Origin of the sequence: Bacillus sp. S71, from assembly GCF_016625265.1 — a bacterium.
GTDB classification, from domain to species: domain Bacteria; phylum Bacillota; class Bacilli; order Bacillales; family Bacillaceae_G; genus Bacillus_A; species Bacillus_A cereus.
The window spans coordinates 520,250-544,918 of record NZ_JACVUW010000001.1 but is presented as its reverse complement, the minus strand read 5'-3'; the positions used below and the strand labels follow the sequence as shown (position 1 = coordinate 544,918).

Below are 24,669 nucleotides of genomic sequence, written 5' to 3'. Positions count from 1 at the left end.
AACATGTTATTAAATAAACGCTTTACAATTGGAGAAATGGCAAAAATGCATAATATTGCAGAATCTACATTGAGGTATTATGATGAAAAAGGAATTTTTCATCCGTCCATTGTTGATCCTCAAACGAATTATCGTTATTATACAATCGATCAATTTTCACTGTTAGATACGATTAAATTTTTACGCCAGTTAAATATTCCGTTAAAGGAAATTAAGAAATATATTGATGAAAGAAATCCAACATACGCACTCAATTTACTGGAAAAACAACAAGAAATGATGCTGAAGAAACAAAGAGAAATTGAATATGCTTTAGCAAAAATGGAACATAGAATTCATTTAATAAAGAAGGCGACGAAAGCGGAAACCGATCGAATACTTATTAAAAAAATACCAAAAAGAAAAATAACAGCGATTGCAGTGGCGCCGAATACGACAGATGATATGTTTGATTATTATATCCATTCGCTTCAAAAAAATATGAAGCAAATGGATGATAGTCTATTTTCAGGAGATATAGGTGTGACAATTTCCAAAAAAGCATTCATGCAAAAGGAGTTTCAAGCATATAGCAGCGTATTTATTCTTTTGGATTATATGCCTTATCAAGTATATAGTTCAGATTCAATTAAAGCTGGTATGTTTGCGTGCGCTTATCATCATGGATCATATGAAGAAACAGGTGAAACATATAAGAAATTAATGGAATACATTGATCAAGAAGGATACGAAATAAGTGGAGATTCGATTGAGATTGGATTAATTGATTGGTCTGTAACAGAAAATCCAGAGGAGCAAGTAACAGAAATTCAAATTCCAGTAATGAAAAAATAGAGTGTAGGACTTCTATTAATTACAAACCTGCATCAATTCCGATAATTAAATTTCCTATTTTTTTAATTCTCTCTTGACCTTCAAGTTACTTGAAGGTTTAAACTGTGAACAGAGTGTTGAAAAAGGAGCATAATAGTATGGAAGCAACAGAAAAATTAAGAGAAAAACCAGTTAAAAGTTTATTTATTTCTTATTTAATACCAGCCGTTCTAGGAATGGTATTAATGTCAGTGAATATTGTAATTGACGCGATTATGATTAGTAGAGGAGTTGGGGCGAACGGTTTAGCAGGAGTAAACGTGGCTATTCCAGCGTTTTCGATTTTCTTCTCTATTTCATTATGGATCGGGATGGGCGGGGCAACGTTATATTCCATTGCATTAGGTGAAAATAAACGAGAAAGAGCAAGATCTATTTTTACTCAATCCATGACGGTAGCAGTTGTTATCGTAGGTGTTTTAGCGGCTATTTGTTTATGGAGAATAGAAGATTTAGCGTACTTATTTGGTGCAAATGAAGTGATTTTACCATATGCGTTAGACTATTTACACGTATTACTAACATTTGGAATGATATACGTTTTAGAAAATATTTTAAGTACATTTATACGAAATGATGGAAATCCTAATTTAGCAATGGCTGGTCTTGTTGTAACAGCTGTATTAAATATACTGTTTGACTATATCTTTATTTTTATCTTTGGATGGGGCGTAACAGGTGCTGCTTCAGCGACTATTCTTTCAGCAGCGATTGGTTTCCTTGTATTATTAACTCATTTCTTTAGAAAAAGTAGCATTTTAAAATGGACGAAATTCCATTTTGAATGGGATACTGTCAAACAAATTATGGTGATTGGTTTCCCAAGTTTTACAGCAGAAAGCACAGTTGCAATCGTAACGATTGGTTTTAATATCGCATTTGTTCAATATGCAGGAGAAGTAGGAGTAGCTTCCTATGCGATGGTGAATAGTATTCATGCAATGACATTACTATTATTCTTCGGTGTTGGAGCAGCATTGCAACCAATTGCTAGTTTCCATTACGGGGCAAATTTATCAGAGAGACTTCGTGAAGGATTGAAGTTTGCTGTGAAAATTGCAGTTGTCCTCGGAGGCGTTGCGATAATTGTCGGATTATTCTTCGGGAAATATATCATTGGTTTATTTGATGTTCAATCTCCAGAATTATTGGAGTTAACATTAACGGGTATTAGCTTATTCTTTATTCAATACGTATTTTTAGGCTATAACATTGTGTATGGAGAGTACTTCCAATCAGTGCGACAAACGAAGAAATCAGTACTTATTATAATGAGCCGAGGATTACTATTTATCATTCCATTGTTATGGATTATGCCGAAATTATTTGGGATAAACGGAATTTGGCTCGTTATGCCAGTTGCTGAAGTAATGACAGCAATTATCGTATTTACGATGAATCGTATGAAACATCCTGTTCCATTAAATATGGCAGGAGAGAAAGAAGCGATATGATGAAGAAAATCCCCTTAAGCAATTAAGGGGATTTTTTATTCCTTTAAACTAATCGCAAAAGATCCATCCGTTTCTTGAACAGAAGCGAAAGCAACGTTTTTAATATTTGTAATTCCTTTTTCTTTTAATTCTTTATATAACCATTTTTCATCTTTATGGATTAACTTTAAGTTATCGTATTGAATTTGTGAATCGACGATAAGTGCAATTGGTAATCCAGCATACTTAACATCTATGTTTAAATCTTTTGGAGTTAATGGTACAAGTTCTCTTTTTGGTAAAATACTAATAGCTCCGTTCGCTTCTAAAATGGCGTATTCAATTTCATGAACACTCGGATATCCTGCAACGCGAAGATTAGAAAGTAGTTCGGCAATGGGATATCTACTTTTTTGTAAGTTCTCAAAAATAATATCACCATGTTTAATTAAAATGATAGGGTGTCCGAGAATAAAACGATTTAGTTTGTTGAATAGGCTTAATTTTGTAAGGAGTAAATGTAAACATGTAATAACAACCATACCGAGAAATGCTTGTAAAGCACCAGAGACGGGTATGGCCTGGAAAGCTAAATAAGATAAAAAGATTATAGCCCCAAAATCATGAGGAGTTAGTTGTGCTAACGCGGATTTACCGAGTAACTTAAGCGATAGTAAAAATAAGATGAAAAAGAACGACACGTTACATAAAAAGAGAAGCAATAGAGACACTCCTTCGTGTAAAGTTGTACTTACTATTCCCGAAAGTAATATAAATATTACCTTTCAGAGGATAATTTAGGGTTTATTGGAATTTGTCTGTATACAAACAAATAAATGGATATTATCATGAAGGAAGTAAAAGAAAATAGGAGTATATGAGTATGAGAAAGAAGAAAATAATAAAGTGCATTTTAGTTGTTATAATGATTTGCGCCGTATATGCGGGGTTTTTACAATATCACATTTATAAGCATGGACATATGAATGCAAGTGACAATGCTGAGTACATAATTGTACTAGGATCGAAAGTAAATGGAACGAAACCATCTTATTCATTGCAATATCGTATTGATAAAGCAGCTGAATATTTAAAATCACATGAGAAAACAATCGCTATCGTATCTGGAGGACAAGGAAAAGGTGAAGACATTTCAGAAGCATTAGCAATGAAACAAGGACTAATAAAACAAAACATCACAGAAGACCGTATTATAATGGAGGACAAATCTACGAGTACAGATGAGAATATTACATTCTCAAAACCGTTAATTCCAGCCGATATGAAAAAAGGTATGATCGTAACAAACGATTTTCATATGTTTAGAGCGAAAAAAATAGCTGCCAAACAAGGTTTACAATTAGAAGGTCTTCCGGCAAAAACACCGAAACCAATCATCATTCCATCGAATGTACGAGAATATTTAGCCATTACACAGTATTGGTTTATGAATCGAATATAGTGAAAGTGATCCCGTCTGAAACTTCAGACGGGATTTAATTTGAGGAAAATCTTACAAATATGTCACGTTAGTGAAAGGTAAAGCGATAGTTTCTAGAATGATTTCCTGACATAATGAAAGTAACAAAAACTATTTAGAGGTGAATCGGATGAAAGGAAATAATATTTTATCTTCGTTATGTTACTTTAGTATCTTTTTTGCACCATTTTTACTACCGATTATCGTGTACTTTGTTGCAGAAGATGAAGTGAAGTATCACGCGAAAAAAGCATTTTGGTCACATGTTTTCCCATACGCAATCTTATTTGGAGGACTAGCAGTATCAGGCATGTACAGTTTAGGTTTTAATCAATCTGACGGTGCTGGAATTGGAATGATTATCACATATGCAGTGTTCATTCTTGTAGGAATTTACTACTTCATTTGGAATATCGTAAAAGGTATTAAAGTGTTGAAAACGGCGTAATAAGACAATTGTAATTTCATTTACCGTATTCATAGACGTTTTAAAAAAAGAGCAATTCAAAAAAGAATTGCTCTTTTTGTGCTTATAAGTTGTGAATATTGAAAAAGATGTGTTAATTTTTCATTATGAAGAGAAAAAGGAGTGATTTTCATGAATGAGATAATACATAAGATAGAGCAACACGTTTCAGTTCGTAAATATAAAGAAGAATCAATTCCGAAAGATGTAGTAGAAAAAATGGTGCACGCTGCACAGCATGCGGCTTCATCACATTTTGTACAGGCGTATTCTGTCATATATGTAACAAATCAGAAATTAAAGGCTAAATTAGCAGAGCTATCCGGAAATCGCCATGTGAAAGACTGCGCAGCATTCTTTGTTTGTTGTGCAGATTTAAAACGACTTGAAATTGCATGTGAAAAACATGGTACAGAGATAAAGCATGAAGGGGTGGAAGACTTTATCGTTGCGACGGTAGATGCTTCACTTTTTGCGCAAAACTTAGCGTTAGCAGCAGAGTCATTAGGATACGGTATTTGTTATATTGGTGGTATTCGTAATAATCCGAGAGAAGTGAGCGAATTGCTTCATTTACCAGATAAAGTATATCCTGTATTCGGAATGACAGTCGGTGTACCAGATGAAGAACATGGAGTTAAACCACGCTTACCGGTAGCAGCGGTTCTTCATGAAAATGGATATGATGAACAAAAATATGATGAATTATTAAACGAATATGATGAAACGATGAGCGCGTATTACAAAGAAAGATCATCAAATCAAAAAAAAGTAACATGGACGGAATCAATGAGTTCGTTTATGTCTAAAGAAAAAAGAATGCATATGAAAGAGTTTTTAAGTGAAAAAGGATTAAATAAGAAGTGAGTAAAGAGGCAAACCTGTGATGCGGGTTTGCCTTTTTTGAAAGGAGAAATACCTAAGATCAGAAAGTTGTCTATTCTTTCTGATCTTAGGTATTTCGTTTGTTATCATATATATAGAAATAAAAGTTAATAAATTTTTACAAAAGTGATAGAAAATGAGAATGAAATACCAATAGTAAGTAAAGGCAGCTGCTAAAGGGGAACTGAGGAAGGAAGATGCATATGATTTTCGATTCTGAAGAGGATTTAATTATAGCTATGAAAAAACATGATCAAGATGCTTTGAAAGAAGTGATTGATCAATATGGAAAATTAATTTTGTACATTATTCATAAATCATTAAGTACCCCTACTGAAAAACAATATGTGGATGATTGTTATAACGATGTATTTACTGTTATTTGGTTTAATATCGACCAATTTGATACAGAAAAGGGAAACTTAAAATCTTGGATGATTGGTATTACTAAATTGAAGGCATTGGAATATAAAAAGAAAGTATATAAAGAGAATAAAATCGATAAGGACGTAGAAATAGATACAAGTGTCCATGATAGGTATGAAATAGAACAAGAAGAAGAGATTATGGAAATTGTTCAAGATTTAAATAAGAAAGATCGATATATCTTTTTAAAGAGGTATATTGATGGATATTCCATTGACGATATTGCAAAAGAATTAAAAGTAACGGCAGATTATATATACAATCGAATTTCTCGTGGGAAGAAAAAACTTCAAAAACTGTGGAAAGGGAGTGTGTAATATGGATAAAAGATTATTATCGATGTTAAATGAGCTCCAATATTCAGAGGAAGAAATTACACGTTTAGAGAAAGAAGCAAATGAGTCTATCAATATAGATAAGTATTATGTGAAAAACGGGGAGTTATTGAAGAAATTAACGGTGCAAATGTTGGAAGAATCAGTTCGGAAAGAGTTGCAAGAAGGAGAGGAAATACAATGCGAAATATTAGTGGAAGAAGGAAGTCTTGTAAATTCTAAAGTTATACCTAATATATTAACCACAGGTGCTACATTTTATTATTACATTGTTTTAACTAATACAAGGTTACAAATTATAGCGTTAGATTGTTATTTTAAAAAGTTAAATGAATACAGTGTATTAGTAAACTCAATTCAAGCAGTTTCGCAACATAAAAAAATGAAAAATGTATATGGAATTAAAATAAATAACAATTATATACAATTAGGAAGTAAGGAGTATAATCAAGAATTAACAGTTTTAATTGGAAAGCTAAAACAATGTGGAGTGAAAGAAGAGAGATATAAAGATTTCGAAAAAAGTTGGATGATTTTTTTCAATGTGTTTGTAATAGCGATAGCTGGGCTTCTAGTTTTAAAATATTTAATGTGAAAATAAAAAGCGGCATAATAGCCGCTTTTTATCGTTTGGTTAGTATTTTATTTATGATTTTGTATTTTGAAAAACTTACTTATAATAAATGCAAACTTTCAATAAGAAGATACATACCCGTGCAACTTAAAAGGATGTACGTAAATATTTTGAAAATCCGTTGATTAAGCCATTTGAAAATAATTTGCCCTATATACAAACCTAGAAATACAATTGGAATAGCGTAAAAACTTGATTCCCAAATTGTTTTGTTTGTGCCAGTAAAGAGTATTTGAGTTAGTAGGCTAATGAAATATATAAATAGATAAAAAGCTAAAGTAGTTGCTCTCAATTTCTCTTTTTTCGTATCAGTTCCTGTAAAGTAAAGTAACAGGGGTGGTCCTGGCATACCGATACTTGTCGTTAAAAGACCGGATAATCCGCCCACTAAGAAATCTCTAGATTTTGTTGATTTAATCTTAAAGTTGCATATTAGCATCAACGTTAATAGTAAAAGCAGGATGCTAATTGCTAATTTAAAAGTGTTGATGTTAATGGAAGTGAAAATGAAAATACCAAAAGGAACACCAACTATACTTCCGAAAATTAATCTTTTCAGTAGTATAAAATCAATATCCATTCTTATTTTCCAAATGAGTGATATGGAAATAATTAATGATAAAATGATATTTATTTGTATAGCTTCTTGTGGTAGAAATAACATGAGTAAGAAAGGTGTTGCCATAATAGAAAAGCCAAAACCTGTACTTGTTTGTAAAATAGAAGCTACTAATATAATACATATGAAAATGAATATAATTTCCAAAATAGCCCCCCTACATAATCAAATTTAATAAATATTTTAACATAAAGTGAAACTTTAATCAGTGGGGGGCTTACTGCACGGCAAATAGCCGCTTTTTATGTTGCATTTAATATTCTAATGATGATCCTGTAGTTTTAAAGTATTTTTCTCGTGAAGGAGTCATTACCCGGATTGCTAATAAACAGGAAAGGAAAAGAATGAGTAACGAGCTACTTATTACAGTAAATTGAACGGAAAGAAATTGTGCGGATGCCCCAATTGCTAAAACGAAAAAGATTTGGATGAAATTTTTTATGGAATCAAACACGCTATCGATACGTCCTATCATATATATAGGGATGTTATTTTGATAAAATGTTATAAAGCCAGTACCAGCAAATGATGAAGAAATACCAAGTAAAATGAAACCACCTGCTGCGACTATAAATGAATTTGAAAAGGCGAAAATTACATAGCCTATTGCTGTGAAAATCATACCTAATCCGATACAATATTGAATTGGTAATCGTTTGGCAAAGAGAGAGACGAGAAATGAACCGGAAACGTAAGCAGCGCCAGTTATACTAACAAGCATACTGTATTCTATATCGGTTAAAAACAGTACTTGCCTCGTAAAAACAACTTCTTGTGAATCGAGTGCCATAGAAACAAGCATAGTCGCTTGAAATAAAACGAATATGAGAATAATGTACGTTTCTGTTCGAGCGAACGAAAAAACTTGTTTCCAATCACTTCGTAATGTTTGTACGAAAGTATTTGCAACTTCTTCGTTTTGCTTTGTTTGTAATGTAATGTTTGGCAAGAAGTAAATGAGAATGGTAGAAAGTAGAAATGAAAGTGAGTTGCAGTAAATAACAAAGGCTGCTGAGTACGTGGTGAGAAGTATTCCAGCAAGAGCTGGACCGATAATAAAAGCCCCGTTTGTACATAGGCTATTCCATGCATTAAATTGAGCGCGCTCTTCAGCTCGTATGAGCATTGTTTTATAAGTAAATGAAGCTGGATCGAAAAATGATGTAGCGATGCGAGTTAAAAAGATGAACATATAAATGGCCCAAATAGAATCAAATAATGGAATACAGCCAATGAGAGCTGCTCGAATTATATCTGTGATGAGCATAATGGACCGTTTGTTTAATCGATCTACTATACTACCAGACCATATTTTTGTAACAACAGTGGCGATTGGACCAACAATCCATAATCCTGCTACAGCAGCAGGTGAGTTTGTGCTATTTAACACCATTAAGTTTAGAGCGATGAGATACATAAAATCACCTAAACGAGAAATTCCTGTTCCCGACAATAATAATAATTTATTTTTCATGAATAAATGGCCCTTTCTTTCATTGTTTTTTAATCCTGCAGGAAATAGCGTATTCCTTTTCAGAGTTTGATTGACGAGCGGTTTTGTTTTCCCAGCGTAATAAAACTTGTGTAATCTCCCAAGTAAGCTGTTGTAATTCCTCTGGAGTTAAAAATAAATGAGATACAATATGACTACCTGTATTCGTTCCTTCTGTGCCGCTTTCTTCAATATAGAAATGAGCAGCTTTTGCTTTATAATATTTTTCAATAATCCCTCGTTTTTCCTTCGTTTCTACTAATTCAAGCAACCCTCCATCATATAAAATTTGAACGTGATAATGTACGCTTCCAGCAGATTTATTTAGTTTAGTAGCAACTTGTTTTGCAGTAAGTGCTTCATCTTTTAAAAGGTGAAGAATTTGAATGCGAGTTGCATTGGAAATGAGCTTCTGCTGCTCAGCTGAAATAGTAAGTCTATCGTCAAACATTATGGCACCCCTTTTCTTATAATCTAAATTTATTGTACATTCTAAAAAATTAGAACGTAAGGAAAATAAATCGTCTTTTTCCTCTGTATTTCGACATAAATAAAATAGCATGTTTATAAACATGCTATTAAGTAGAAGGAGATTCTTCATTAAATTCCCCGCGATAAAACAAGAACAGCCATATAAAACTTACAAAAATACAGCATGTAGCTAATAAACTGCCAATCATTTGAGGAGAAAGAATTTCTAACAGCCCTCCTGTAAAAAACATCGATAACTGAATAAGAGATCCGTAAATAGAATAATGGAATGAAAAAACTTTACCTATCATATTTTCGTGTGTGTAAGTTTGAAGTAATGTCGTATCAAGTGGAACGATGATTCCTCCTGCTATACGCATACAGAATAAAGTAATGATACCGATAATAAGTTGATCGGATAGAATGAATCCGAGAAAGAAAATTCCTTGTAATAAGTAGGCCCAACCGAATACTTTTTTCATTTTTTCTTTATTATGGGATATATAAAGATTAACGAGAAGGCTTCCTATCATAAGCCCAGCCCCTTGAACCGTATATAAAATCCCAATGTTCGTATGGGAAATTTTTTCGGCATAGATCGTTAGAAGTAGTTGATAAGCGCCTCCAATAATCCCCCATGAAATGCCGACAAGAATTAATGTTAAAATGATTTTTGTTTGTAATATGTATGTATAACCACCTTTTATATCAGTGAAAAATGCTTTGTTCTTGTTACAAGTATCATGAGCAGGAATACTCATATTATAAATAAAATAGGCTGAAAGAAAGTATGATAGGCTATTTACTAAAAAAGCGAACTCAATATGTAAAGATTGTGCAATTACTCCGCCCAAAGAAGCCCCCATAATAGACATAAAACCATTAATTGTACTAGAAAGAGAGTTAGCAGTTACGAAATGATTTTGGTGTACGATATTTTTTAAGGTTGCTTGTTTAGCCGGTTCAAATAAACAAGCAAGTACAGATAAACATATATTAGCAATGAAAATAATCTCAATTTTATAGCCTGCGAGTAAGTATGTAAGGACTAGAATTCCCCGTGTAATATCGGTAAAAATCATAATATTCTTTTTAGAGAAACGATCTACAATTCCGCCTATGAATGGACTAAGAAGAAGCTGTGGTAAACTTTTACTTATAAAAGTAAGTGCGATCATAATCGGCGATTCCGTTATGCTGTAGACAAATGTTAATAAAGCTACCGTATGGAACCAATCTCCAAGTACACTTAATGTTTGCCCATAAAATAGTTTATTGAAGTTTTTATTTGTTTTAAGAAGTGTGGAATAAGAAACCGACATAAATAGATTACTCCTTATGTAATGACGATGTTTGAATTTGTTCTTTCCACTTACTTAAATACACTTTTTCCGCTGTAGGAAGTCCAACAGGTAATTGTGCAATCAATTCTAAACTATTTCCATCAGGGTCGTTAAAGTATACGGCTGCATGTGCTAATTCCGGAAAAACAATCGGTTCAATTGGTTCCATTCCAAAGTCTTTTCGTGCTGAAATTCCTTTTTGATTTAGCCAATGAATCGCATTTTCTAAATCATGTAAACTTACTTGAAAGGCGATATGTCGTAAAGAGGGGTGATAATTCACTTTGTATTCTGTGCCTTCCCAAAGGCCGAGCCAACTCTCATTTTCTTTAATCCAAAAGAAAGCAATATTATCTCCTCGTTTATATAATTTTAGCCCTAGTGATTCATAAAAAGGTATTGATACTTTTAAGTTGCGGACAGGTAAATGTGCTTCGTAAAGACCTCTAATCATTGTAATCCCCCTTAGTAAAAATGTTTCTTATTCCATAGTAAACAATATGTTGCTAGTTGAAATCGCAAATAAGAGGGATATAAATTCATACGAAAGTATGAAAAAAACAGCTCAAATATGAGCTGTTTTTCTATAGTTTTTAGTTCATTTGTCAAGGATAGGATATATTAATATCCGTATCCGCCGCCACCCCAACAGCTACATCCGATGATGATTAGAAGGATGAATAGTACGATAAGCAAAGCAAATCCACCGCCGAAACCAGCGCAACTTCCACCATAACTCATATGTTTTCCTCCTTTTTAGTAAGTTAATCTATATGGTTCATGGACTACTATATACAGTATGTTTTTTGTATAGAAAACGAGCCAGTCTCATTTATAATTAGACAAATGCCTGTAGATTCATTAGGATTGTATGTTAGTGATTTGTAAATAAACCTTTACATGATTCGTAATTTAGGCATAGAAAAATAAAAAATTGTAAAAAAAACCATTTTTTTATTTTTTTATGAGAGAATATGTACTATAATTTTACAAGTAATATTATGGGAAAAGGGAGTTTTAGTATAGAGATGGAGATGGGACAATTACAAAATAAAATAGAAAACAAAAAGAAAGAATTAATTCAACTTGTTGCGAGACACGGATTGGATCATGATAAAGTTTTGTTATTTAGTCGTGATTTAGATATACTAATTAATAAGTTTATGAATATAAAAGACAAAGTGCATAAATAAAAAATTTATAGTTTTTTATATTAAGATGTTTCACAGAAAGGAGAGGACAGTAATTGGAACATTTACAGGAAGAATTGTATAAACAAATAAAAGAAGAAAAAGGTACAGTTACAATTTTCTTAAAGAGTGGCGTTAGAATAGTAGGAGAAGTTGTTGGAGTAGATAAATTTACAGTTTTAATTTTAGTGGATGGAAAACAACAGCTTATTTATAAGCAGGCTATATCAACAATAATGAAATAAGACACTCTTGTTGAGTGTCTTATTTCATTATTGCTTGCATGCCTCAACATCAATGCCGGCAGCAATTAACTTCTTTTCTCCATCTTGTTCAATAATTTTTTGTAATTTAGATAGGAAAGAATCAAAGTTTGTATGCTTTGCTACTTGGAATGTCATTTTATGTTCAATTGGTAGCCACGTATCAATATCAGCTTCGTTATGCTGGATTTTCACCTCAAGTTTATCGAGTGCATTAGCAACTTTTGCTTCGTACGTTTCTTTTGCTTCAAACTCCATCCATAAGTCATATAATTCCTCACCGAGAGAACCTTTTAACGTTTGTTTAATATTTAAAATAGCTTCTAGTTCATTTTTTTGTTTTTGTAGCTGTAATTCGTGACTATTCATCGTATCAAATGCAGGGATATCACCAGCTTCGGCTTCGACTAGGTCGTGAATAATAACCATTTTAAGTAATTTCTCAATATTTACTTTTTGATCCAAATAAGGTTCAACTAAAATGGCCATTAGAGACATACGCCATGTATGTTCGGCAACACTTTCTTGACGTCCGTTGGAAAGCCAGCTATGTCGCATTTCATATTTTAGTTTTTCTGCTAATGCAATGACTTGTAAAATGTTGTGTTCCATCGTGAGCCTCCTTATGTTTTTATACCATAATTCTAATATAGAAATGAAATGTGTCAATTTCATGAGTATATTGCGATAAACAGATGATAAGCGTATAATACATGTTATATGTGAAAACGTATTATTAAAATAAAAAAATGTTATATGAAAATGGAAAGGAAAGGGCAGAAATATGGGAGAAAAAAATCAAGTATTAGCTAGACCACAAAGAAGAAAAAGGAAGTTTGATATTTCTAGCCCAGTGGGCATTATAGTAGGTTTCATCATAGTGATAGCGGCGATTATGCTTGGCGGCGGTGGAATAAAAGCTTTCAAAAACTTTTTAGATATTTCATCTATTTTAATTGTCATAGGGGGAACAACAGCGACAATTGTTGTGGCATATCGATTTGGAGAAATAAAAAAATATACGAAAAGTATTTTCACTGTTTTACATAGAAGAGAAGAAGATTTAGAACAGTTAACGGATTTGTTTGTTGATTTTTCGAAAAAGTCTAAAAAGAACGGTTTGCTTTCTTTAGAGGTTGATGGAGAGCAAGTAGACAATCCTTTTATTCAAAAAGGAATTCGATTAATGTTAAGCGGTTACGATGAAGATGAATTAAAAGAAGTGTTATTGAAAGATATTGAAACGGAAGTGTATGAGTTAAGAAAAGGAGCGGCATTATTAGATAAAATTGGTGATTTTGCTCCAGCTTGGGGAATGATTGGTACGTTAATCGGTCTTATCATTATGCTCCAAAACTTACAAGATACATCGCAAATTGGTACAGGGATGGCAGTTGCGATGTTAACGACATTATATGGGTCTGTACTTGCGAATATGATTGCAATCCCTCTGTCGGAAAAAGTATACCGTGGTATTGAAGATTTATATACAGAGAAGAAGTTTGTAATAGAAGCAATTTCAGAATTGTATCGCGGACAAATCCCTTCTAAATTAAAGTTGAAACTGGATACATACGTATACGAAACAAAGGTAAAAAAGGTAAAAGGAGCAGCCTAATATTTCAAGGAGTGGTATGATGAGTAAAAGACCGCAAAAGGGATCGCCTCGTTGGATGACGACTTTTACAGATTTAACGATGTTATTATTAACTTTCTTCGTATTACTAGTTGCTACATCAAAGCAAGATGCAGTAAAATTGTCAAAGATGCTTGAAAAGTTTAGTGATACGGGGCAAGTAGATGCAAAAGTAATGGAAAATACAATACCAGATATTTCACATGAAAAAAATGATGAAAAAATGATCTCAAAAAAGAGAATGGATGAATTATATAAGAAGTTGAAAGCGTATGTAGATAATAACGGTATTAGTCAAGTGAATGTATATCGAGAGGATACAGGGGTAAGCGTCGTTATAGTAGATAATTTAATATTTGATACAGGCGATGCGAACGTTAAGCCCGAAGCGAAAGGGATAATAAGTCAATTAGTTGGATTTTTCCAATCCGTACCTAACCCAATTGTTGTAGAGGGGCATACAGATAGTAGACCTATTCATAACGAGAAATTCCCTTCTAATTGGGAGTTATCTTCAGCACGAGCGGCAAATATGATTCACCATTTAATTGAAGTGTATAATGTGGATGATAAAAGGCTAGCTGCGGTAGGATATGCAGACACAAAGCCAATTGTACCAAATGATTCACCGCAAAACTGGGAAAAAAACCGTCGCGTTGTTATTTATATAAAAGAGTAGTATATTATTATTTTAATAATAAAATAATAAAAATACGAAAATTCTTTTAAAAAAATATTAAATTTTATCATTTTATTTTGTATAATGAGTGAGAATGATAAGGTGAAATATTAAGATATATTTATACATAGAAGGAGAGAATTAAAAAGAATGGCACATAAAATTTTAGTAGTAGACGATGCGATGTTTATGCGAACGATGATTAAAAACTTATTAAAAAGTAATGCTGAATTTGAAGTTATCGGCGAAGCAGAGAATGGGGTAGAAGCAATTCAAAAATATAAAGAACTTCAACCTGATATTGTAACATTAGATATTACTATGCCAGAAATGGACGGGCTTGAAGCATTAAAAGAAATTATTAAAATTGATTCAAGTGCAAAGGTTGTTATTTGTTCTGCAATGGGACAACAAGGTATGGTATTAGATGCAATTAAGGGCGGGGCAAAAGACTTTATTGTAAAGCCATTCCAAGCGGATCGTGTAATTGAAGCTTTAACAAAAGTAGCAAATAGTTAATATAGAAGGGGTGCCACAAGGAATCAAAACAGTGATAGCGGATCGACGTGTGGCCCCCTTTTTTCTCATTATAAAACACTAAATTGTTATACATAAATGAAATGTTTGTTAGACAGGTAGGGGATAAAAATGCAAACAGATCTATTAAATATATTTTTCGAAGAGTCAGAAGAACATTTACAGTCGCTAAATGAAAATGTGCTAGTGTTAGAGCAAAATCCTGCTGATATGGATGTTGTAGGAGAAATATTCCGCTCCGCTCATACATTCAAAGGTATGTCTGCGAGTATGGAATTTACAGAGATGGCTGATTTAACGCATAAGATGGAAAATGTGTTAGATGAAATTCGTCATGGAAATATAGTTGTAAATGCGGATATTATTGATGTGATTTTTGAGTGCATTGATAATTTGGAGAAGATGGTTGCAGATGTGCAACAAGGTGGAATGGGCAATATTGATGTGGTCTCAACTAAACAGAAATTAGAAGCATTATTGAACGGAAATGTAGAAACTCCTACGGAACATGTAGAGCAAAATCATATAGACAACGATGATGCAGTTTCACATGAAGTGCATATAACAGTTGAACAGCAAGCAATTTTAAAAGCAGTACGTGCCATTATGTGTATTGAAGCATTGCAGAATGTAGGGAATATACAAAAAACAGCTCCGAGTATTGAAGAAATTGAAGCAGATGCTTTCGGATTTGAATTTACAGTATTTATGGATACTGATTGTAGTATAGAAGAATTGAAACAAGTAGTACTTCATGTTTCTGAAATTGAGAAAGTGGAAGTAAAGCAAGGAGAACCTATATCGAGGGAAGTAGCTTCTAAAAAAGTTGTTACACAAGAAGTTGTGCAAGTAGAAGAAATGCTACAACCAGCTGTGGCTACGCAGGTAGAATCACCGATAGTGGCAACGAATCAACCTACAAGTGCTATGCCAGCTAAAAGTACTACAAAAACGAAAAATGCTAAAGTGGAGAATCGTTCAATTCGTGTTCAATTAGAGAAAATCGAAAGATTAATGAATATGTTTGAAGAAAGTGTAATTGAACGTGGGCGCATTGATGAATTGGCTCAAACGATTCAAAACAAGGAGTTAATTGAACATTTAAATCGATTAGGCGATATTTCAAAAGATATTCAAAACGTACTATTAAATATGCGTATGGTGCCGATTGAAACTGTGTTCAATCGTTTCCCACGTATGGTACGTATGTTAGCGAAAGATTTAGGGAAAAAAATCGATTTACAAATTACAGGTGAAGATACTGAAGTAGATAAAATTGTTATTGATGAAATCGGTGATCCGCTCGTTCATTTAATTCGAAATGCAATCGATCATGGTGTTGAAACTGTTGAAAAACGACGTGATGCAGGTAAAAATGAGACAGGCACTATTAAATTAGAAGCCTTTCATAGTGGAAATCATGTCGTTATTCAAATTACGGATGATGGAAACGGTATTAATAAAGGGAAAGTATTAGAAAAAGCGATTAAAAATGGCGTTGTAACTGAAGCAGATGCAAATAGATTAACAGATCGTGAAGTGTTTGATCTTATTTTCCAACCAGGATTTAGTACAGCTGAAGTTGTATCAGATCTTTCTGGACGCGGTGTCGGATTAGATGTTGTAAAACATACGATTCATAGTTTAGGTGGACATTTAATCATTGATTCTGAGGAAGGAAAGGGAAGTACATTTAGAATTGAACTTCCGTTAACGTTGTCTATTATTCAATCTATGCTTGTTCAAACGAATGATAAGCGCTATGCTTTACCTCTTGGAAATATCGTTGAAGCAATTCGAATTAAGAGAGAAGACATCCAATCCTTACAAGGAAAAGATGTGTTAAATTATCGTAATCAAATTATTGAAGTGAAACATTTAAGTACTGTATTTGGTGAAAAAACAGTAGATGAGGCGTTTGCGTCATATGATGGTCAAATGGTTCCTGTGTTAATTGTTCGTAATACACATCGCAGCTATGGACTTATTGTAAACACAATTATCGGTCAAAGAGAAATAGTCTTAAAGTCATTAGGTGACTTCTTTGCAGAGAGTTCTAACTATTTCTCTGGTGCGACGATTCTCGGTGATGGACGAGTGGTCCTCATTTTAAACCCAGAAGGTTTATAATAGGAATGAAGGAAAGCTCCCCACTTGTATACAATTGGGGAGCTTTTTGGCTAATCGTTACCAATCTAATAATGGGAATACATACATATTAACGTTTTATATAATAAGTTTGCTAAAATCAAATGAGAGTTTATATTATTTGATAGAAAAACAGAAATGAGGAGGCAGGGAAAATGCCTGAGCAACACACAAAAGGGGATACGAGCACGATTGTGCTAGAAAAAGAAAATGAGCATTTAACGCCTCAAGAATGCGATATTCTTGGCGAAATTGCAAATATATCATTTGGTTCAGCTTCGACTGTATTATCAACGATTTTAAATAGGCAAGTAAGCATTACTGCTCCTCGCATAGAGTTGGTAGATTTATATGATTCAAGAGATGTCGAAGTTCCACATGTTGTATTAAACATTCATTTTACAAAAGGATTAGATATGGAAAACCTTCTTGTTCTTAAACAAGATGTTGCATTGTCCATTGCTGATTTAATGATGATGGGAACAGGTGAAGTGGAGGATGGAAAAGAACTTGGTGAATTAGAACTAAGTGCTGTACAAGAAGCGATGAATCAAATGATGGGATTCGCAGCTACATCTATGTCGGAATTCTTCCAAGATACAGTAGATATGTCTCCGCCGACGATTAATGTTGTAAAGTTATCAGAAGAAATGGAGAAAATCTCTGAAATCGATGGGAATCATACGATTGTTAAAGTGTCGTTTGATTTAAAGATAGATAATCTTGTAAACTCTAAACTTGTACAAATTGTTTCAGTTGAGCATGCGAAACAAATGGTAAATAAATTAATGCAATTATCTGGTGGAGTAGAAGAAAAAGACGAGCCAGCAGAAGTAGTGGAAACTGAGATTGTAGAAGAAGTTGAAAAAGAGCATTTAACACAAGAAGAGAAAGATGTGCTTGGTGAAATTGCAAATATTTCAATTGGTTCCGCTTCAACAGTATTGTCAACGCTTTTAAATCAGCCAGTTACAATTAGTACACCAAATGTGGAAGCAATCAATGTTCGTCATTATGATGGAGTACCAGTGCCATTTGTTATTTTAAATGTTGACTTTGTTGAAGGGCTAAAGAATGAGAATGTATTCGTATTTACGAAAGATGTCGCCTTAACAATGGTAGATTTAATGATGATGGGAACAGGGGAAGTTGATCCGGAAAAAGAGCTTACTGAATTAGAACTGAGCGGTATTAAAGAAATTATGAACCAAATGATGGGTCACGCTGCTACGGCGATGTCAGAAATGTTCCAAGAAAAAATGGACATGACGCCGCCAAATGTTAAATTTGTAACGTTAAAAGAAGAAATGGAGTATTTGGGAGAGTCAATGGAAGTGGACGAACTCGTTCAAATTACGTTCAATCTTGAAATTGGCGATCTGCTTCAATCGAAAATGTATCAAATTTTGCCGATTTCTGAAGCGAAAGAAATGGTAAGGCGACTTCTGTATCCGATGGTGGAAGAAGAAGAGATTGCAACAGAAGAAATTGAAGAAGAAAAAATTGTAGAACCAGTTGTGCAACCAATTGAATTTAAAGAAGTAAAACAAATGGAACCAGTATATATGGACACGTCCATTCTACAAAATGTAGAAATGAACGTGAAATTTGTATTTGGAAGTACAGTGAAAACAATTCAAGATATATTAAGTTTACAAGAAAATGAAGCAGTTGTACTAGATGAGGATATTGATGAACCGATTCGTATTTATGTAAATGATGTATTAGTGGCGTATGGTGAACTTGTAAATGTAGATGGATTTTTCGGAGTAAAAGTGACGAAATCACTATAAGGCATTGAAATAGGAGTTTGAACTAGTAGATGAAAAACGTAAAGTTTTTTCTAATGAGTTGGCTATGCATACATGTGTGCTTGTTCTTCCCCTTGCAAAGTCAGGCTGAGGAACAAATTGAGCCAGATCAAAAAATAAATGAAGTGAATGTACAAGAAGAAAATAAGGAATCTCAAGAACCGCCAGAGCAAGTGGAAACGAAACAAGATGAAGAGAAACAAAAAGAAGAGAAACAAAAAGAAGAGAAACAAAAAGAAGAGAAACAAAAAGAAGCAGAACAACAAGAAGTAGCAAATAAACAATTGAGTGAAAGAAAGATAGAAACGGAACAGGGAATTATTACGATAAATAAGCCGGAGCTTAAAGTTGGCGAAGAAGTGCGGATTGCTGTAGAACCAAATGGGAAAAACATTCAAAGTATGAAAGGTATATTGCAGTTACAAAAAAATGGCGAGCAATATGCGCAAGAAAGAATGTTATCTTTTGAGTATGATGAAGAAACGAAGAGCTGGGTTGCTAACTATAAAGCAGGGGATTTTGATTTGCAAGGTGATTGGAATCTTCAGCTCGTTCAAAGTTACAAAGAGAATGAGAAAGAAGAGCTCATAAAAAATGAAGTGAAAGTCCCGCTCATTCGTATTAAAAATGAAACGCCAACTATAGATAAAGAATTGCCAAAGTTACAGAAAGTTACTATTGATGAAGTAAAAGAGAACTTAGTTGAACGAAAACAGGGAGATTCTATACATCTACGAGTAAAAGCGTCAGATATAGAATCGGTTGTAAAAGAAGTGCGCGTTACATTAAAAGGGAAAGAAAATAAAGAGCTTTCGTTTTTATTAGATTACAACAAGCATGATATGGATTGGCAAAAAGTATTTGAAATAACAGAAGCATTGCCGGCTGGTCCATATGAATTACTTGTAGAGATAATAGATGCAGCAGGTAATAAACTTGTTGAGAAAAGTGAATATATCATTTCTGTTTTGGCACCAAAAAACGAAGATGATAAAAAGATAGAAGAGAAAGAGAAAGAAGATAAATTAGATAATAAACTAGAAAATGAATTAGAAGATAAGAAAGAAAATGAGAAACAAGAAGATTCGAAAGTCAAAAACCCGCTTCCAGAAGAAAATTTGCCAGTTGTTCAAATTCCGAAGCAAGATGAGATAGTAAATAAGTTTATAAAAGAACCGTTGAAAGAGAAAGAGGAATTTACTTACGTTATAAAAGAGCCGTTCGAAGACAACAAGGAAGTACATAAGGGGAAGGACCAAAAAGAGAAAAATAACAAACAAGTTGCCTCTAAAAAGAAAGAACAAAAAGAAGAACCGAAAGACAAGAAAGAAGAAAAAGGTGAACAGGGAGTGCAAGCTTCTGATTTGTTTACTATCATGTCAGGTTTATTCGTACTGTTTTTAGTTTTAAAGAGTAATAAAGAATGGGGCTAATTATTTCATAGTAGTGGAGGCACTTAAATGGAGATTAAACGTACGACAATTGAAGATAAGGCGTTACAACCATTAAAACAGCCTGCAGCTATTTCGGAGCATGAAATCCAGAAAGAACGAAAGCGTAGCAATTTAGTGTTTACTGGACAGTCTAAAATTATTTCGAAAAATAATGAAATAGGTATTTTACTTGCAAGTTTAAGTGATGGAAAGATTATGAAGGAAATGCTTTCTAAAGAGATGGATACAGTGTTACAACTTTTTAAAAAGTTACACACGTTATCTGGAGAAGGTAAGCAAACAGAAAAAATATTTGAACAAGTAATTAGAAGCCTACAAGGGCTTGTTAAGCAGGCGCATATAAAAGAACTTCCTTTGTTAGATGGAACATATGATTTCGCTGAAGTACAACTATCATTTGGTAGAAAAGTACATATTCCGTTACTAGATGTGAGTGCACTTATCTCTAGAGTGGAAAGTGATTCTTCAGAAGGAAATATAAATTTGATGGTAACGGTTATTACTGCTTATATAACGAAACTGTCTAACGAAACAATTTTAATTAGCGTTACAGACCGTATTGCTAAAGATCGGGATGTAAGTGTATGGAGAGCGCTTGCGGAAATGAACATGACACAATTGTCACAGGCGTTGAAACATACGGTGCAAGAACATAAATGGTCTATGACGTTTCTTTTTCTATTTATATGGATTGTCGGTATTATTTTAATTCGAGTTATGTAAAAAGGTCGTCACTCCATTGTGACGACCTCTTTTATATTTTTTCGTAGAAGAATGTATCAAATCGCTGAAGATTGTAACGTTCGGGTGTTAAAATTTGTTCCGTACTACCAACAAATAGTACACCGCCTTTTCGTAAAGAACGACTAAATTTTTCATAAAGTTTTACTCTTGCTTCTTCTGTAAAATAAATCATTACGTTACGACAAATAATCAAATCATAATTTGTATCGAACGACTGCATTAAAAGGTCGTGCTGTTTGAACGTAACGTTTTGTTTAATGTTTTGATGCAATGAATATATATCATTCTCTTTTGTGAAATGACGTTCTTTCAAATCATTAGGTAATTCCTTCAGAGAACGTTCTGTATATTGACCGCGTTTTGCGGTTTCTAAAATATGAAAATCAAGATCTGTTGCTTGAATTTCAAAACGAAATGGAGCTAGATGCTTTGATAAAATTAAAGAGAGTGTGTACGGTTCTTCACCAGCAGCGCAAGCGGCACTCCATACCTTTAATTTTCCGCTATTTTGTTCGAGTAATTTTGGTAGTGCTTTCGACTCTAAAGTTTGCCAGCGTTCTTTATTTCTAAAAAACTCTGAAACGTTAATTGTAATATAGTCAATAAAATTTAAAAATAAATTTTGATCAGCGCGTAATTTGTTTAAAAAATTAGTGTAGTTTTCGAAGCCTTTTCTCGAAATGAAAGCATCGATTCTACGGCGCATTCTATCTTGTTTATAAGAAGCGATATCCATATTGAATTGTTGTTTAAAACTCGCGATAAAATGATCATAATCTTGTTCAATTATCATATTTACAATGGGCACAATAATGATATTGTGCCTCCCCCTTTACATCATACGAATTTTTTGTTCAAAGCTTTTTTTCATTTGCTTTTCATGTAATCCTGGTAAATCATAAATGACAGCATCAATACCTGCTTCTTTTGCAACATCGACAGGGATGACAGATGTATGTTTGTCCCCATTATAAAAACAGAGAACTAAATCAGTGTCTTCAATAATTTGTTTAACAAAAAACATATAATCTGATCGGTAAATGGAGTCAGAAGGATGATCAAAAGCAACATATTCGGCTCCGTGTTTTTTTAAGTAATCAACGACTTCTTGAAATTCATCTGTTATTGCTTGCAATGGTTGCAGCGTGTAAAGGCATAAATTTTGAGCGAGTCTTTCATTCTCAACAAAAAAACGAAGAACCTCATTTTCAATAGATTTATAACATAATATGTAAATTTTATGTTTGTGAGCATAGTCAGTTAAAAATTTTTTAATTTCTTCTTGATCTAATGCTGTTAATTGATTTGAACCACAAAGGAAAATATTCATAGAATTGTGCCACCTCATGCTAAATTGTAACATATCTTTTATAAAAAATAACTGCAAAATATTACTGTTCAGAGTATAATTATAAATAACTGGATTTTACGATTAAGTTTAGGAAGAAATAAAAAAATAAATAGGTGATATATATGCTACGTTCTATCTCGCATAATCCAATTTTATCGCATATACCGCCTGCTACTCAAATGCCGAAAGAAGCAAATGTCAGGACAGGACTTGCATTTTCGGATAATTTGCATGCAGATCCGAAAAAAGATAAATTACTAGAACAAATGGAAGCGTTTGTCGATAATATTGGAGAAATTAAAGAGAAAATTGAAATGGAATTAACGCTTGATAATGTAATGGAATACAAAAATACAGTAAAATCATTTTTGAATTTTTACGTTGATAATGTATTGCAGTATAAAGATGTCATGTCTCGTCACCCACGTTACGGATATTCACAGAAAATGACGATTGTGAAACAGGCAGAAATGGGATTGAATGAATTAGAAGATGTGATGAATTTAATTAATACGAAAACAGGACATTTAGAAATGTTAAATCAAATTGGAGAAATCCATGGTTTAATTGTGAATTTAGTCTTGTAAAAGGAAGGAAGCTATATGTACATACAATTATATGAAAAACTCGTTATTATTCAAAAAGCGTATGAAAATATTCAAGCGCTTGGAGAGCAAATATATGAGAATTTAAAAAATAAAAATGTAAATGCAGTTCAAAAGTTGCAAGTAGAGCAATTGCAGTACATTGATGGTTTAAAAGGGTTATCAAGCTCATTTGAAGAAATGGTTGTTCAGTTCTGTAAAGAACAAGGAGTTGAATCGTTTCGTGTAAGTGCGTTATTTTCGTATTTTTCTCAAGAAGAAATTGAAAAAATGGAAGAATTACAAAAAAACGTAACTGAATTAGAAGAGAATGTAAAAATGATTCTTTTGAAAAATCAATATTACTTAAACGTACTATTAAAAACTACAGAAAGTATTGTGGATTCTGTTTCTGAATATAACTTAGAGCGAAACAATAATTCGCAAATCTTTATGAACGAACTATTGTAAAGGAGAAGTGAAGCTTTATGAGATTATCTGATTATAATACACCGCTATCGGGTATGTTAGCGGCTCAAATGGGGTTACAAACAACGAAACAAAACTTGTCTAACATTCATACACCGGGGTATGTTCGTCAAATGGTGAATTACGGATCTGTTGGAGCAAGTAATGGTCATACGCCAGAACAGAGAATTGGTTACGGTGTACAAACGCTAGGTGTTGACCGTATTACTGATGAGGTAAAAACGAAGCAGTTTAATGATCAATTATCTCAGCTCTCTTACTATAACTACATGAATTCGACTTTATCACGTGTAGAGTCTATGGTTGGAACGACAGGAAAGAATTCATTATCTAGTTTAATGGACGGTTTCTTTAATGCCTTTCGTGAAGTAGCAAAAAATCCAGAGCAACCAAACTACTACGATACATTAATTTCTGAAACTGGGAAGTTCACAAGTCAAGTGAATCGTCTTGCGAAAAACTTAGATACAGTGGAAGCACAGACAGCAGAAGATATTGAAGCGCATGTTAATGAATTTAATCGTCTTGCTGCTAGTTTAGCAGAAGCGAATCATAAAATTGGACAAGCAGGTACACAAGTGCCAAATCAACTTTTAGACGAACGAGATCGCATCGTTACAGAGATGTCTAAGTATGCAAATATAGAAGTATCTTATGAATCTATGAATCCTAATATCGCGAGTGTTAGAATGAATGGTATTTTAACAGTAAATGGACAAGATACATATCCACTTCAATTAAATAAAGAAAAAGACCCAATGTCAGTTGAGATTTACGGTTCAGAAATCAATGTAACTAGCGGAGCGATAAAATCAGCGATTGACACGAAAGCGAAGATAGTTGATTATAAAAAAAATCTTGAAGACTTAATGAGTTCGATGAAAAATCAAGTGAATACAGTGATGGGAAAAGATTTCTTCGTTGGAGATCATGCGAAAGATATGAAGTTAAATCCAGAATTCCAAAAAGATATTTCGAAAATGAAAATATCTGCTGAAACAGCAAATAAACTAGCAGCAGTTACAGAGGACGATTATAAAGAAGGTCTTTCTTATAAACAAGCATTAGATCAATTTATAGTTCGTGTTGCATCTGATAAAAGTGCAGTAAATGGTTATCAAAAAATTCATGGCGACTTACTAGAAGGTATTCAACAAGAAAAAATGAGCGTTGAAGGTGTAAATATGGAAGAGGAAATGGTAAATTTAATGGCCTTCCAAAAATATTTCGTCGCAAACTCTAAAGCTATTACTACAATGAATGAAGTGTTTGATAGTCTATTTTCGATTATTCGATAAGTGATAATAATTGATTGGAAATATATAA

Annotated in this window: 29 protein-coding genes; 19 read left to right on the top strand and 10 right to left on the bottom strand. The window is 33.2% G+C overall.

The features are described 5' to 3' along the window. The first annotated feature begins 3 nt into the window (after positions 1–3). Positions 4–834: a MerR family transcriptional regulator gene (locus tag IBT51_RS02600; RefSeq protein ID WP_053564856.1), complete on the top strand. Its 831-nt coding sequence runs from the start codon at positions 4–6 to the stop codon at positions 832–834. Positions 835–971: 137 nt separating this feature from the next. After that, the gene (locus tag IBT51_RS02595; RefSeq protein ID WP_053564855.1) at positions 972–2,327 is read left to right on the top strand and encodes an MATE family efflux transporter; all 1,356 of its coding nucleotides are present in this window, start codon (positions 972–974) and stop codon (positions 2,325–2,327) included. Positions 2,328–2,362: 35 nt separating this feature from the next. Here IBT51_RS02595 and IBT51_RS02590 read toward each other — a convergent pair whose 3' ends face one another. Continuing rightward, complete coding sequence (locus IBT51_RS02590; RefSeq protein ID WP_000923922.1) at positions 2,363–3,028, bottom strand: DUF421 domain-containing protein; 666 nt, start codon at positions 3,026–3,028, stop codon at positions 2,363–2,365. A gap of 161 nt (positions 3,029–3,189) precedes the next feature. Between IBT51_RS02590 and IBT51_RS02585 the strand changes: the two genes are divergently transcribed. From IBT51_RS02585 to IBT51_RS02565, 5 genes are all read left to right on the top strand, one after another. Then, entirely contained in the window at positions 3,190–3,768 is a 579-nt protein-coding gene (locus IBT51_RS02585) for a YdcF family protein (protein WP_200457990.1), read from the top strand. 148 nt (positions 3,769–3,916) lie between these two features. Beyond that, a complete protein-coding gene (locus IBT51_RS02580) occupies positions 3,917–4,234 on the top strand; it encodes a magnetosome magnetite crystal formation protein family (protein ID WP_053564853.1) in 318 nt (105 codons plus the stop codon). A gap of 150 nt (positions 4,235–4,384) precedes the next feature. Next, entirely contained in the window at positions 4,385–5,119 is a 735-nt protein-coding gene (nfsA, locus tag IBT51_RS02575; RefSeq protein ID WP_200457989.1) for an oxygen-insensitive NADPH nitroreductase, read from the top strand. Positions 5,120–5,334: 215 nt separating this feature from the next. Further along, entirely contained in the window at positions 5,335–5,880 is a 546-nt protein-coding gene (locus IBT51_RS02570; protein ID WP_003274080.1) for a sigma-70 family RNA polymerase sigma factor, read from the top strand. Position 5,881: 1 nt separating this feature from the next. After that, entirely contained in the window at positions 5,882–6,493 is a 612-nt protein-coding gene (locus IBT51_RS02565) for a flagellar motor switch protein FliG (protein WP_000361356.1), read from the top strand. 79 nt (positions 6,494–6,572) lie between these two features. Here IBT51_RS02565 and IBT51_RS02560 read toward each other — a convergent pair whose 3' ends face one another. The 6 genes from IBT51_RS02560 to IBT51_RS02535 all read right to left on the bottom strand — a co-directional run bounded on the left by IBT51_RS02560 (position 6,573) and on the right by IBT51_RS02535 (position 11,198). Continuing rightward, positions 6,573–7,298: a sulfite exporter TauE/SafE family protein gene (locus tag IBT51_RS02560; RefSeq protein WP_098629001.1), complete on the bottom strand. Its 726-nt coding sequence runs from the start codon at positions 7,296–7,298 to the stop codon at positions 6,573–6,575. 106 nt (positions 7,299–7,404) lie between these two features. Next, positions 7,405–8,625 (bottom strand): MFS transporter, encoded by a 1,221-nt coding sequence (locus tag IBT51_RS02555; RefSeq protein ID WP_098126967.1) that lies wholly within the window; start codon positions 8,623–8,625, stop codon positions 7,405–7,407. Positions 8,626–8,644: 19 nt separating this feature from the next. Further along, positions 8,645–9,094, bottom strand: coding sequence for an ArsR/SmtB family transcription factor (locus IBT51_RS02550; RefSeq protein WP_000459090.1), 450 nt, complete (start codon positions 9,092–9,094; stop codon positions 8,645–8,647). Positions 9,095–9,221: 127 nt separating this feature from the next. After that, on the bottom strand, positions 9,222–10,436 hold the full coding sequence (locus tag IBT51_RS02545) for an MFS transporter (RefSeq protein ID WP_200457988.1): 1,215 nt from the start codon (positions 10,434–10,436) through the stop codon (positions 9,222–9,224). 7 nt (positions 10,437–10,443) lie between these two features. Further along, positions 10,444–10,911 (bottom strand): VOC family protein, encoded by a 468-nt coding sequence (locus IBT51_RS02540; RefSeq protein ID WP_053564850.1) that lies wholly within the window; start codon positions 10,909–10,911, stop codon positions 10,444–10,446. Positions 10,912–11,078: 167 nt separating this feature from the next. Then, positions 11,079–11,198 (bottom strand): YjcZ family sporulation protein, encoded by a 120-nt coding sequence (locus IBT51_RS02535; RefSeq protein ID WP_000120179.1) that lies wholly within the window; start codon positions 11,196–11,198, stop codon positions 11,079–11,081. Between the two features lie 233 nt (positions 11,199–11,431). On the opposite strand from IBT51_RS02535, the gene IBT51_RS02530 reads away from it, so the two are divergent. Both IBT51_RS02530 and hfq read left to right on the top strand, forming a co-directional pair. After that, positions 11,432–11,650 (top strand): aspartyl-phosphate phosphatase Spo0E family protein, encoded by a 219-nt coding sequence (locus tag IBT51_RS02530; RefSeq protein ID WP_000291691.1) that lies wholly within the window; start codon positions 11,432–11,434, stop codon positions 11,648–11,650. A gap of 53 nt (positions 11,651–11,703) precedes the next feature. Next, on the top strand, positions 11,704–11,892 hold the full coding sequence (gene hfq, locus IBT51_RS02525) for an RNA chaperone Hfq (protein WP_000400665.1): 189 nt from the start codon (positions 11,704–11,706) through the stop codon (positions 11,890–11,892). 27 nt (positions 11,893–11,919) lie between these two features. Here the strand turns inward: hfq and IBT51_RS02520 are convergent, their stop codons facing one another. Continuing rightward, positions 11,920–12,522, bottom strand: coding sequence for an HD domain-containing protein (locus IBT51_RS02520; RefSeq protein ID WP_000400762.1), 603 nt, complete (start codon positions 12,520–12,522; stop codon positions 11,920–11,922). 172 nt (positions 12,523–12,694) lie between these two features. On the opposite strand from IBT51_RS02520, the gene IBT51_RS02515 reads away from it, so the two are divergent. The 7 genes from IBT51_RS02515 (at position 12,695) to IBT51_RS02485 (ending at position 20,898) form a co-directional block, all read left to right on the top strand. Continuing rightward, positions 12,695–13,528 carry a flagellar motor protein MotP gene (locus IBT51_RS02515; RefSeq protein ID WP_000504186.1) on the top strand — a complete coding sequence of 278 codons (834 nt, stop codon included), beginning with the start codon at positions 12,695–12,697 and terminating at the stop codon, positions 13,526–13,528. Between the two features lie 19 nt (positions 13,529–13,547). Beyond that, the gene (locus IBT51_RS02510) at positions 13,548–14,225 is read left to right on the top strand and encodes an OmpA family protein (protein ID WP_053564849.1); all 678 of its coding nucleotides are present in this window, start codon (positions 13,548–13,550) and stop codon (positions 14,223–14,225) included. A gap of 150 nt (positions 14,226–14,375) precedes the next feature. Continuing rightward, positions 14,376–14,744, top strand: a complete 369-nt coding sequence (locus tag IBT51_RS02505) for a response regulator (RefSeq protein WP_000940568.1) — start codon at positions 14,376–14,378, stop codon at positions 14,742–14,744. Between the two features lie 129 nt (positions 14,745–14,873). Further along, positions 14,874–16,892 (top strand): chemotaxis protein CheA, encoded by a 2,019-nt coding sequence (locus IBT51_RS02500; protein WP_069355332.1) that lies wholly within the window; start codon positions 14,874–14,876, stop codon positions 16,890–16,892. Between the two features lie 173 nt (positions 16,893–17,065). Beyond that, positions 17,066–18,703 (top strand): flagellar motor switch protein, encoded by a 1,638-nt coding sequence (locus IBT51_RS02495; RefSeq protein ID WP_001115016.1) that lies wholly within the window; start codon positions 17,066–17,068, stop codon positions 18,701–18,703. A 29-nt stretch (positions 18,704–18,732) separates the two neighbouring features. Continuing rightward, positions 18,733–20,154, top strand: a complete 1,422-nt coding sequence (locus IBT51_RS02490; protein WP_200457987.1) for a transglycosylase — start codon at positions 18,733–18,735, stop codon at positions 20,152–20,154. 27 nt (positions 20,155–20,181) lie between these two features. Beyond that, the gene (locus IBT51_RS02485; RefSeq protein WP_016082186.1) at positions 20,182–20,898 is read left to right on the top strand and encodes a hypothetical protein; all 717 of its coding nucleotides are present in this window, start codon (positions 20,182–20,184) and stop codon (positions 20,896–20,898) included. Between the two features lie 31 nt (positions 20,899–20,929). Here IBT51_RS02485 and cheR read toward each other — a convergent pair whose 3' ends face one another. Both cheR and IBT51_RS02475 read right to left on the bottom strand, forming a co-directional pair. Then, the gene (gene cheR / locus IBT51_RS02480) at positions 20,930–21,712 is read right to left on the bottom strand and encodes a protein-glutamate O-methyltransferase CheR (protein ID WP_000582875.1); all 783 of its coding nucleotides are present in this window, start codon (positions 21,710–21,712) and stop codon (positions 20,930–20,932) included. 39 nt (positions 21,713–21,751) lie between these two features. Then, positions 21,752–22,249 (bottom strand): flagellar motor switch protein FliG, encoded by a 498-nt coding sequence (locus IBT51_RS02475; RefSeq protein ID WP_001020110.1) that lies wholly within the window; start codon positions 22,247–22,249, stop codon positions 21,752–21,754. Positions 22,250–22,392: 143 nt separating this feature from the next. On the opposite strand from IBT51_RS02475, the gene IBT51_RS02470 reads away from it, so the two are divergent. The 3 genes from IBT51_RS02470 to flgK are packed head-to-tail and all read left to right on the top strand — an operon-like array spanning position 22,393 to position 24,641. Further along, positions 22,393–22,857: a YaaR family protein gene (locus IBT51_RS02470; RefSeq protein WP_000946323.1), complete on the top strand. Its 465-nt coding sequence runs from the start codon at positions 22,393–22,395 to the stop codon at positions 22,855–22,857. A gap of 15 nt (positions 22,858–22,872) precedes the next feature. Further along, a complete protein-coding gene (locus IBT51_RS02465) occupies positions 22,873–23,325 on the top strand; it encodes a hypothetical protein (protein ID WP_000275878.1) in 453 nt (150 codons plus the stop codon). A 17-nt stretch (positions 23,326–23,342) separates the two neighbouring features. Beyond that, the gene (gene flgK / locus IBT51_RS02460; RefSeq protein WP_016082184.1) at positions 23,343–24,641 is read left to right on the top strand and encodes a flagellar hook-associated protein FlgK; all 1,299 of its coding nucleotides are present in this window, start codon (positions 23,343–23,345) and stop codon (positions 24,639–24,641) included. Positions 24,642–24,669: the final 28 nt, after the last annotated feature.

What these genes read in the sequence shown, in the direction of transcription:
- cheR (WP_000582875.1), bottom strand. Translation starts at nt 21,712, where the DNA reads ATGATAATTGAACAAGATTATGATCATTTTATCGCGAGTTTTAAACAA.
- IBT51_RS02515 (WP_000504186.1), top strand. Translation starts at nt 12,695, where the DNA reads ATGGGAGAAAAAAATCAAGTATTAGCTAGACCACAAAGAAGAAAAAGG.
- IBT51_RS02570 (WP_003274080.1), top strand. Translation starts at nt 5,335, where the DNA reads ATGCATATGATTTTCGATTCTGAAGAGGATTTAATTATAGCTATGAAA.
- IBT51_RS02535 (WP_000120179.1), bottom strand. Translation starts at nt 11,198, where the DNA reads ATGAGTTATGGTGGAAGTTGCGCTGGTTTCGGCGGTGGATTTGCTTTG.
- IBT51_RS02555 (WP_098126967.1), bottom strand. Translation starts at nt 8,625, where the DNA reads ATGAAAAATAAATTATTATTATTGTCGGGAACAGGAATTTCTCGTTTA.
- IBT51_RS02540 (WP_053564850.1), bottom strand. Translation starts at nt 10,911, where the DNA reads ATGATTAGAGGTCTTTACGAAGCACATTTACCTGTCCGCAACTTAAAA.
- IBT51_RS02465 (WP_000275878.1), top strand. Translation starts at nt 22,873, where the DNA reads ATGTACATACAATTATATGAAAAACTCGTTATTATTCAAAAAGCGTAT.
- IBT51_RS02580 (WP_053564853.1), top strand. Translation starts at nt 3,917, where the DNA reads ATGAAAGGAAATAATATTTTATCTTCGTTATGTTACTTTAGTATCTTT.
- IBT51_RS02470 (WP_000946323.1), top strand. Translation starts at nt 22,393, where the DNA reads ATGCTACGTTCTATCTCGCATAATCCAATTTTATCGCATATACCGCCT.
- flgK (WP_016082184.1), top strand. Translation starts at nt 23,343, where the DNA reads ATGAGATTATCTGATTATAATACACCGCTATCGGGTATGTTAGCGGCT.
- IBT51_RS02520 (WP_000400762.1), bottom strand. Translation starts at nt 12,522, where the DNA reads ATGGAACACAACATTTTACAAGTCATTGCATTAGCAGAAAAACTAAAA.
- IBT51_RS02550 (WP_000459090.1), bottom strand. Translation starts at nt 9,094, where the DNA reads ATGTTTGACGATAGACTTACTATTTCAGCTGAGCAGCAGAAGCTCATT.
- IBT51_RS02510 (WP_053564849.1), top strand. Translation starts at nt 13,548, where the DNA reads ATGAGTAAAAGACCGCAAAAGGGATCGCCTCGTTGGATGACGACTTTT.
- IBT51_RS02485 (WP_016082186.1), top strand. Translation starts at nt 20,182, where the DNA reads ATGGAGATTAAACGTACGACAATTGAAGATAAGGCGTTACAACCATTA.
- IBT51_RS02595 (WP_053564855.1), top strand. Translation starts at nt 972, where the DNA reads ATGGAAGCAACAGAAAAATTAAGAGAAAAACCAGTTAAAAGTTTATTT.
- IBT51_RS02565 (WP_000361356.1), top strand. Translation starts at nt 5,882, where the DNA reads ATGGATAAAAGATTATTATCGATGTTAAATGAGCTCCAATATTCAGAG.
- IBT51_RS02530 (WP_000291691.1), top strand. Translation starts at nt 11,432, where the DNA reads ATGTACTATAATTTTACAAGTAATATTATGGGAAAAGGGAGTTTTAGT.
- IBT51_RS02600 (WP_053564856.1), top strand. Translation starts at nt 4, where the DNA reads ATGTTATTAAATAAACGCTTTACAATTGGAGAAATGGCAAAAATGCAT.
- nfsA (WP_200457989.1), top strand. Translation starts at nt 4,385, where the DNA reads ATGAATGAGATAATACATAAGATAGAGCAACACGTTTCAGTTCGTAAA.
- IBT51_RS02495 (WP_001115016.1), top strand. Translation starts at nt 17,066, where the DNA reads ATGCCTGAGCAACACACAAAAGGGGATACGAGCACGATTGTGCTAGAA.
- IBT51_RS02500 (WP_069355332.1), top strand. Translation starts at nt 14,874, where the DNA reads ATGCAAACAGATCTATTAAATATATTTTTCGAAGAGTCAGAAGAACAT.
- IBT51_RS02490 (WP_200457987.1), top strand. Translation starts at nt 18,733, where the DNA reads ATGAAAAACGTAAAGTTTTTTCTAATGAGTTGGCTATGCATACATGTG.
- IBT51_RS02475 (WP_001020110.1), bottom strand. Translation starts at nt 22,249, where the DNA reads ATGAATATTTTCCTTTGTGGTTCAAATCAATTAACAGCATTAGATCAA.
- IBT51_RS02505 (WP_000940568.1), top strand. Translation starts at nt 14,376, where the DNA reads ATGGCACATAAAATTTTAGTAGTAGACGATGCGATGTTTATGCGAACG.
- IBT51_RS02545 (WP_200457988.1), bottom strand. Translation starts at nt 10,436, where the DNA reads ATGTCGGTTTCTTATTCCACACTTCTTAAAACAAATAAAAACTTCAAT.
- IBT51_RS02585 (WP_200457990.1), top strand. Translation starts at nt 3,190, where the DNA reads ATGAGAAAGAAGAAAATAATAAAGTGCATTTTAGTTGTTATAATGATT.